The 7897-nt window shown below is 65.7% G+C and carries 7 protein-coding genes; 5 read left to right on the top strand and 2 right to left on the bottom strand.

The window, feature by feature from the left end:
- From BFF94_RS37235 to BFF94_RS37225, 3 genes are all read left to right on the top strand, one after another.
- A partial coding sequence (locus BFF94_RS37235) for a transposase (protein WP_219140452.1) occupies positions 1-246 on the top strand: 246 nt, incomplete at its 5' end.
- A gap of 131 nt (positions 247-377) precedes the next feature.
- On the top strand, positions 378-1379 hold the full coding sequence (locus BFF94_RS37230; protein WP_128844870.1) for an NADPH:quinone reductase: 1002 nt from the start codon (positions 378-380) through the stop codon (positions 1377-1379).
- Between the two features lie 508 nt (positions 1380-1887).
- Positions 1888-3366 (top strand): aminotransferase class V-fold PLP-dependent enzyme, encoded by a 1479-nt coding sequence (locus tag BFF94_RS37225; RefSeq protein WP_128844873.1) that lies wholly within the window; start codon positions 1888-1890, stop codon positions 3364-3366.
- Positions 3367-3462: 96 nt separating this feature from the next.
- Here the strand turns inward: BFF94_RS37225 and BFF94_RS37220 are convergent, their stop codons facing one another.
- On the bottom strand, positions 3463-4254 hold the full coding sequence (locus BFF94_RS37220; RefSeq protein ID WP_128844875.1) for a helix-turn-helix transcriptional regulator: 792 nt from the start codon (positions 4252-4254) through the stop codon (positions 3463-3465).
- A gap of 114 nt (positions 4255-4368) precedes the next feature.
- Between BFF94_RS37220 and BFF94_RS37215 the strand changes: the two genes are divergently transcribed.
- Positions 4369-5448 carry an alcohol dehydrogenase catalytic domain-containing protein gene (locus tag BFF94_RS37215; protein ID WP_128844877.1) on the top strand — a complete coding sequence of 360 codons (1080 nt, stop codon included), beginning with the start codon at positions 4369-4371 and terminating at the stop codon, positions 5446-5448.
- 267 nt (positions 5449-5715) lie between these two features.
- A complete protein-coding gene (locus BFF94_RS37210) occupies positions 5716-7248 on the top strand; it encodes an amino acid permease (protein WP_128844879.1) in 1533 nt (510 codons plus the stop codon).
- A 124-nt stretch (positions 7249-7372) separates the two neighbouring features.
- Here the strand turns inward: BFF94_RS37210 and BFF94_RS37205 are convergent.
- Positions 7373-7897, bottom strand: a 525-nt coding sequence (locus BFF94_RS37205; protein WP_504740305.1) for a PLP-dependent aminotransferase family protein, incomplete at its 5' end; no start/stop codon positions are given.

Raw genomic sequence — 7897 nt, 5'->3', positions numbered from 1 at the left:
AAGGCCTGGGAGCAGTGGATCGAACAGGCTCAGCAAAGCGGAATCGCTGCCCTGCAAAAGTTCGCTGAACGCTTGCAGGGCTATTGGCACGGTATCGTGACTCGTTGCCGCCACCCGCTCAATACCAGCATCGTTGAAGGCATCAACAACACCATCAAGGTCATCAAGCGTCGGGCTTATGGGTACCGCGACGAGGAATACTTCTTCCTGAAGATCCGCGCCGCGTTCCCCGGTAATCCGCGATGAACCAAAAATTTACCCTATATATCAAACTCGTACTTACTTGCGATCCGTATCCCTTCAACCCAGAATTTCCTCGTGCGGCGGTCAGGACCCCCTTGCTTGCCGCTTTGGTGAAAACGATTGGAGTGCGATAGATGAAAGCAGCTTTCTACGAGCGTCAAGGTGCAGCCCGCGACGTATTGACTGTCGGTGAATTGCCGATGCCGGAGCCGGGGCCGAACGAGGTACGCGTCCGTATCCATGTCTCGGGACTGAATCCGACCGACGTGAAAGCGCGTACCGGATTCTCGTCCGCGCTGCCCTATCCGCGAATCATTCCCCATCAGGACGGCGCGGGCGTCATCGATGCCGTCGGCGTCAACGTCTCGCCGGATCGCGTCGGCGAGCGAGTCTGGCTTTACGAGGCGCAATACGGTCGAGCCACCGGCACAGCGGCGGAATTCGTCGTGGTCCCGTCAAGCCACGCGGTTCGCCTGCCGGACAATGCGTCGTTCGATGTCGGCGCTTCCCTCGGCATTCCGGCGTTGACCGCGCACCGCTGCCTGTTCTCCGACGGCAGCCTGGCGGGACGACGTGCGCTGGTCCACGGTGGCGCGGGCGTCGTCGGCACCGCCGCCATCCTGTTGGCGAAATGGGCCGGCGCGTGGGTGGCGACATCGGTCACGAACGCCGAACAGGCGACTGTCGCCAAGGAGAACGGCGCCGATCTGGTGATCGACCGGCATGCGGCGGAGGTGGCAAGCCTCGTTCTCGATGCAACAGGCGGGTTCGGCGTAGACCGCATCGTCGACGTCGACCTGAAATCCAATCTCGCGGTCGACATGGCGTGCGTGTCGCAAGGCGGCGTGATCAGTTCCTATGCGATGACCCATGCAACGGACGAACTGTCCGTTCCGTTGTTGAAGGCCATGATGCATGGCTGTGTCCTGCGCTTCGTCTATATCTACCATGTGCCCGACGAGGCAAAGCAGACGGCTGTCAGGGACGTCGTCGCATGCGTGGCCGCAGGCGCCTACTCACCGAGAATCGGCATGAAGGTTCCGCTGGAAAGCATTGTCGATGCTCACGAGGCGCTGGAGTCCGGCCGCGTCATCGGCAAGGTGCTCGTGCATAGCCGATTCGATATCGACCGGTGATCGCCGGAATCAAAAGTAGTCGGCAACATCCCGGTCGCGCGAGCACCGACGATGAATCACACGCCGCCCGACTACGCCCGCGAATCCCTCCCCTTTCCTTTTCGTCGAGACAACGCCCGAAGCGCATTCTTGTCGGCCGTCGGCTGAAACACCCGCGCGTTCTCCGACAGCGGCGCGCCCGGACGAAACACCAGCACGCCCGTTAACACGGCATCGATATCGAACGGCCTGACACCGAGCCCGCGCAACTGCGTCTCGCGCCTCAATCGCGTGCTTCAGGCGTTCCGCCCGCAGCGCTTCCATTCGTGGATCCGCTGCCCGCCGGTCGGCCGGGTCGTGCCGGCATCCGCGTGCGCACGGCCTGGCTCACCAAGAAACAAATTCCCCCATTCCACAATCAAAGAAAACGATATTCCCCATCAAGCTGAATCGTCAGCCAATTTTGGATCCTTTTTCCCTCCTGTCCCCCGTATCATTTCGCTCACTACGCAATGAGCAAGAAACGGACATGAGCGATCCCACCACGCTGCACTACCTCGACTACGCCGCCACGACGCCCGCGGATCCCCGCGTGATCGAAGCGATGACGGCCTGCCTCGGCTTCGACGGCATCTTCGGCAATCCCGCATCGAGCTCGCACACCGCCGGCCGGCTGGCGCGGGAACAGGTCGAACAGGCACGCGCGCAAGTCGCCGCGCTCGTCGGCGCGGATGCCGACGAGATCGTCTGGACGTCGGGCGCCACCGAATCGAACAACCTCGCGCTGAAAGGCTATGCGGAGAACGCGACCGGCCAGCGCCACCTGATCACGAGCCGCATCGAGCACAAGGCCATTCTCGACACGATGGCGAACCTGTCGAAGCGCGGCATGTCGGTCAGCTACCTGACGCCCACCTCCGACGGCGAAATCACCGTCGATGCGGTGGCTGCCGCGATCGGCCCCGATACCGGCCTCGTGTCGCTGATGCTCGTGAACAACGAGATCGGCACGCTGACCGACATCGGCGCGATCTCCCGCATCGTGCACGCCGCCGGCGCGCTGCTCCACGTCGACGCCGCGCAAGCGCTCGGCAAGACGCCGATCGACGTGCGTGCACTCGGCATCGACATGATGTCGATGTCGGCGCACAAGGTGTACGGCCCCAAGGGCATCGGCGCGCTGTTCGTCCGCCGCGACATCGCGGACCGGATCGCGCCTCAGATTCATGGCGGCGGACACGAGCGCGGATTGCGTTCGGGTACGCTCGCGACCCATCAGATCGTCGGCATGGGTGTCGCGTGCGAACTGGCCGCTGAAAAACTCGACGGCGAAGCCGCGCGGATTGCAGCGCTCGGCGCGCGCCTGACGGGCGCGCTGGTCGCGCTCGGCGACGTCACGCAGAACGCGGCCGCGGCGCGCCGTATCCCGCACACGCTGAGCCTGACGGTGAATGCCCCCGGCTTCTTCCCGTTCATGCTCGGCGAAGCGCTCGCCGTGTCGTCGACTTCCGCGTGCAACTCGACCAGCGGCGCACCGTCGCACGTGCTGACCGCGATCGGCCTCGATACGGAGACGGCGGGCCGCACCGTGCGCGTGAGCTTCGGCCGCTTTACGACGGAGCAGGACGTCGACTTCGCGATCGCCTGTTTCCGCAACGCGATCGAGCAGTGTCGGGCAACGGTGTCGAACGGGTTTTCCGCTTCACGCCAGATCACGCCGGCCGACCTGAAGGCGATCCGGAATGCCGGCTTCCGCTCGGTCATCTGCAACCGGCCGGACGGCGAAGGCGACGCTCATCCGGCGTTCGATGAAATCGCCGCGGCGGCCCGCGAACTGGGCCTCGAGGCGCGCTACCTGCCGGTCGAGCGTGATCGCATCGGCGACGCGGAAGTCGACGCGTTCGGCGCACTGGTCGACACGCTGCAGAAGCCGGTGCTCGCGTATTGCCGAAGCGGAAGCCGCTCCGGCTTGCTGTGGAATCGCCTGTCGGCCCGGCGCACGGCCTGAGCCGGAACGCCTTCCCGCTACGCCGCCCCGCCCGCGTTCGCGCACGCAGCCGATGCTTCGATGCGCGGCCGGGTGGTGGCGCCGGCCAACGCGGCATCAGCCCCCCTCATCGCCACTCACCGGCGTATAAATCGCCAGCTTCAGCGCGGGATCGTCGTTCGCCTGGAACGTCGCGTACTCGTAGCGCTGCGTGCCATGTTGCGCATGCGCGAACACCTTCTGGCCCGATACGCCGCTGCGCACGTCATGCGCGCCCCACCATTGCGCGAACGCGTCGCTGCTCGTGCGCAAGCGCTCCACCAGTGCGATGAACGCCGGATCGCTCGCATACAGATCGTGGCTCGCGCGAAACAGCGCGATCATCCGGCGTGCCTCGTCGGCCCAGCTCGCGGCGAACAGCCAGCGCGCGTGCGGCACGGTGAACATGTAGATCAGGATGTTGCGGTCGGCTTCCGCGAGCCGGTCGAACCCGAGCAGGTCGCTCGCGGCGGCATTCCACGCGAGGATGTCCCAGCGCCGCCCGGTCACGTAGGCCGGCAGATGCAGATTCGCGACGAGCCGCGCGATGGTCGGCGGCACGCTCTCCCTCACGAATACACGTGACACGTCGCGCCGCGCGAGCGTGCGCAGATGGGCGGCCTCGGCCTGGTCCAGCCGCAACGCACGCGCCAGTGCATCGAGCGTCGCGTCCGACGGGCTGACGTCGCGCCCCTGTTCCAGCCGCACATACCAGTCGACGCCGATACCGGCCAGTTCCGCGACCTCCTCGCGCCGCAGGCCGGGCGTGCGCCGGCGCGAGCCGTCGTGCAGGCCGACGGCATCCGGTCGCAGCTTCTTGCGCCGCGAGCGCAGGAAATCGCCGAACGGGGTTCGCGTGGTGACGGTCATCGGGTTCGCTCCGTGCTCTGGGTGGTATTGGCCAATCCTGGGCTCGTGCCGGGCCTTGTTGCGGATTCTAAGCCTGCCAGAATCGGCCCGTTCCTCACCCCCTCGGGAAGCCTCATGAAAGCTGCGATTCTGAAGTCGCTCGGCATGCCGCTCGCGATCGAAACGATGCCCGATCCGGTGCTCGGCACCGGCGAGGTCATCGTGGATGTCGTCGCGGCGCCGGTTCTGCCCTATGCGCAGGAAGTATTCAGCGGCGAGCGCCGCTATCCGATCGAGTTGCCGATCGTGCCCGGCTGCGGCGCAATCGGCCGGGTCCGGCAAACCGGCCCCGACGCGACGCGGTTGCAGCCCGGCGACTGGGTGTTCTGCGATCCGACCGTGCGCTCGCGCGACGATGCGCGGATGCCCGACATCGTGCTGCAGGGCTGGAGCGCGCGCGGTGACGGCGGCAAGCAATTGCAGCGCTACTTTCACGACGGCCCGTTTGCCGAACGGCTGCGCGTGCCGACCGAGAACGCGGTGCGCATCGGCGACATCCCGCCGGCCGACGCCGTGCGCTGGTGCGCGCTCACGACGCTGCTCGTGCCGTACGGCGGGCTGCTCGCGTCCGATCTGCGGGCGGGCGAGATCCTGCTCGTGAGCGGCGCGACCGGCCACTTCGGCAGCGCATGCATCGCGGTGGCGCTGGCGATGGGCGCGCGGTGCGTGGTCGCGCCGGGCCGCAACACGCACGCGCTCGCGGATCTCGAACGCCGCTTCGGCGAACGCGTGCGCACCGTCGGGCTGACCGGCGACGAAGCCACGGATCGCACCCGCATGCAGCAGGCCGCGCCGGCGCCGATCGACTGCGTGATCGACCTGATGCCGCCGTCGGTGCCCGCCACGACGGTGCGCGGCGCGGTGATGACGGTGCGTCCGTACGGGCGCGTGGTGCTGATGGGCGGCGTCGGCATGCTCGGCGGCGCGGGGCTCGACCTGCCGTATCCGTGGATCATGCGCAACGACATCACGCTGCGCGGCAAGTGGATGTGCCCGACGGAAGCCGTGACGTTGATGACGGGGCTCGTGCGCGGCGGGCTGCTCGACCTCGGGCATTTCGACGCGACGGTCTTCTCGCTCGACGAGGCGAACGAAGCCGTCGCGCATGCGGCGGCGAACGGCGGGCCGTTCAGGATGACGGTGATCGCGCCTTAGCGTCGGCGCACGGTGATCGCACCGCCATCAGGCGTCATACGCTTCCGGCGCCGAGAACGTCAGCAACGCCGATTCGCCCGAATCGCGCTGCCGCGACGCACCGCCACGCCCACAAACGGTGCACGCATCCGGATTTTCACTACATTGCCGAAATCTGATAGAGCCGGGAAATTTGGTTTCATACCGTTCACGCATCGGACCGGAAAGCGATTGCCGATCAACGGCGATGACGGTCCTGCCACGCAGGACATTCGTGACGGAGCGACTATGGATGCAAAATTCCCCCCGGATTCAGGCACCGACAGTGATGTAAGCCTGCTGCACAAGATGGGCTATGCGCAGGAACTGTCGAGACGTATGAACGGTTTCTCGAACTTCGCCGTGTCGTTTTCGGTGATCTGCATCCTGTCGGGCGGCATCACCGCGTTCCAGCTCGCGTTTTCCGCCACCGGCGGCGCGTCGGTCGGCCTCGGCTGGCCATTGGGGTCGCTCTTCGCGCTGATCGTCGCCGTGTCGATGTCGCAAATCGCGTCCGCGTTTCCGACGGCGGGCGGCCTCTACCACTGGGGCGCCATCCTCGGCGGGAAGAGATGGGGGTGGATGACGGCGTGGCTCAACCTGATCGGCCTGATCTTCGTGATCGCGGCGATCAATTTCGGCACCTACGACCCGTTCTTCAAGACGCTGATCGCGCCGATGTTCGGCGTCAGTCCGGACAGCCTGACCTGGTGGCATCAAACGGCGTTCATCGCGTTCATCACGATCTCCCAGGCCGTCCTGAACGCGCGCGGCATCAAGATCGCGAGCAAGATCACCGACCTGTCGGGCTACCTCATTTTCGTGGTGACGATTGCGCTGGTGGTGTCGCTGCTCTACTACTCGCCTGTCGCGTTCGATATGCACCGGCTGGTCACGTTCACCAACTTCACCGGCGTCGACGGCGGTGCGTGGCCGAAGCAGGCCACGCCGCTCGCGTTCCTGTCCGGCCTGCTGCTGGTGACCTACACGATCACCGGCTTCGACGCTTCCGCGCACACGTCGGAAGAGACGCACGATGCGGCCAGGAACGTGCCGCGCGGCATCATCGGGTCGGTGTTCTGGTCCGCGGTGTTCGGCTACGTGATGGTGTGCGCGTTCGTGCTGGTCATGCCGGACCTGACCGCCAGCATGAAACAGGGCACCGGCTTCTTCGAAGCCATCCTCGCGCCGATTCCGAAGACCTTGCGCGTCTGTCTCGAACTGGCGATGTTCTTCATCAACTACGTGTGCGGGCTCGCGGCCATCATGTCGACATCGCGGATGATGTATGCGTTCGCGCGCGACGGCGGGATGCCGGCGTCGAAGCTGCTGCGCAGCGTGAACCCGACCCATCGGACGCCCGGGCCCGCGATCTGGACCTGCGCGGTGCTCGCGATCGTCGTCACGTTGTACGGCGACGCATTCTCGGTGCTGAGCGCCGGCAGCGCCGTGTTCCTGTTCATCTCGTATGCGATGCCGATCGGCTCCGGGATGCTGGCCGAAGGCCGCACGTGGACCGACAAGGGCCCGTTTCAACTGGGGATCTGGTCGAAGCCGTGTGCGTTGCTCGCGCTGGTCGGCGCCTGCGTGCTCGCCTATGTCGGCATCCAGCCGCCGAACGAGAAGGTGCTGTACGTGCTCGTCGGCTTCGTGGCGGTGCTCATGGTGATCTGGTACGGCTTCGGCGTACGCAACACCTTTGCCGGGCCGCCGGTGCTGAAGGACACACGGAACCTCGACCGCATCCGCGAACTCGAGGCGAACGTCGATCCATCCGTCTGAAGCGTCTTCAAGCAGGCTGAAAAAAACCGACTCGCCGGTTCGATGCCGCGAGTCGGTTTTTTTACGTCAACGTGAGGCAATGAGGTTCAACCGCCCTGCGGCAGCTGAACCTCGCCTCGCGTCATCAGCCGTAGACGGGGAAACGCTTCGTCAGCTCGGCCACCTGCGCACGCACGCGCTCGATCGTTGCCGCATCTTCCGGGCTTTCGAGGACATCGGCGATCAGGTTGCCGACGATCTCGGCTTCCTTCACGCCGAAGCCGCGCGTCGTCATCGCCGGCGAACCCAGGCGCACGCCGCTCGTCACGAACGGCTTTTCCGGATCGTTCGGGATCGCGTTCTTGTTCACCGTGATGTGTGCCGCGCCCAGCGCCGCTTCCGCCGCCTTGCCCGTGATGTGCTTCGCGCGCAGGTCCACCAGCATCACGTGGCTTTCCGTGCGGCCCGACACGATCCGCAGCCCGCGCTTCACCAGCGTCTCCGCCAGCACGCGCGCGTTTTCGACCACCTTCTCCTGGTACGCCTTGAACTCCGGCGACAGCGCTTCCTTGAATGCCACCGCCTTCGCCGCGATCACGTGCATCAGCGGGCCGCCCTGGATCCCCGGGAAGATCGCCGAATTGATCGGCTTCTCGTACTCCGCCTTCAT

The sequence above is a fragment of the Burkholderia catarinensis genome, assembly GCF_001883705.2.
Lineage (GTDB): Bacteria > Pseudomonadota > Gammaproteobacteria > Burkholderiales > Burkholderiaceae > Burkholderia > Burkholderia catarinensis.
This window is presented reverse-complemented; position numbering and strand designations above follow the sequence as displayed.

Coding starts and splice junctions, on each gene's coding strand:
- BFF94_RS37225 (WP_128844873.1), top strand. CDS start 1,888: ATGAGCGATCCCACCACGCTGCACTACCTCGACTACGCCGCCACGACG.
- BFF94_RS37210 (WP_128844879.1), top strand. CDS start 5,716: ATGGATGCAAAATTCCCCCCGGATTCAGGCACCGACAGTGATGTAAGC.
- BFF94_RS37220 (WP_128844875.1), bottom strand. CDS start 4,254: ATGACCGTCACCACGCGAACCCCGTTCGGCGATTTCCTGCGCTCGCGG.
- BFF94_RS37230 (WP_128844870.1), top strand. CDS start 378: ATGAAAGCAGCTTTCTACGAGCGTCAAGGTGCAGCCCGCGACGTATTG.
- BFF94_RS37215 (WP_128844877.1), top strand. CDS start 4,369: ATGAAAGCTGCGATTCTGAAGTCGCTCGGCATGCCGCTCGCGATCGAA.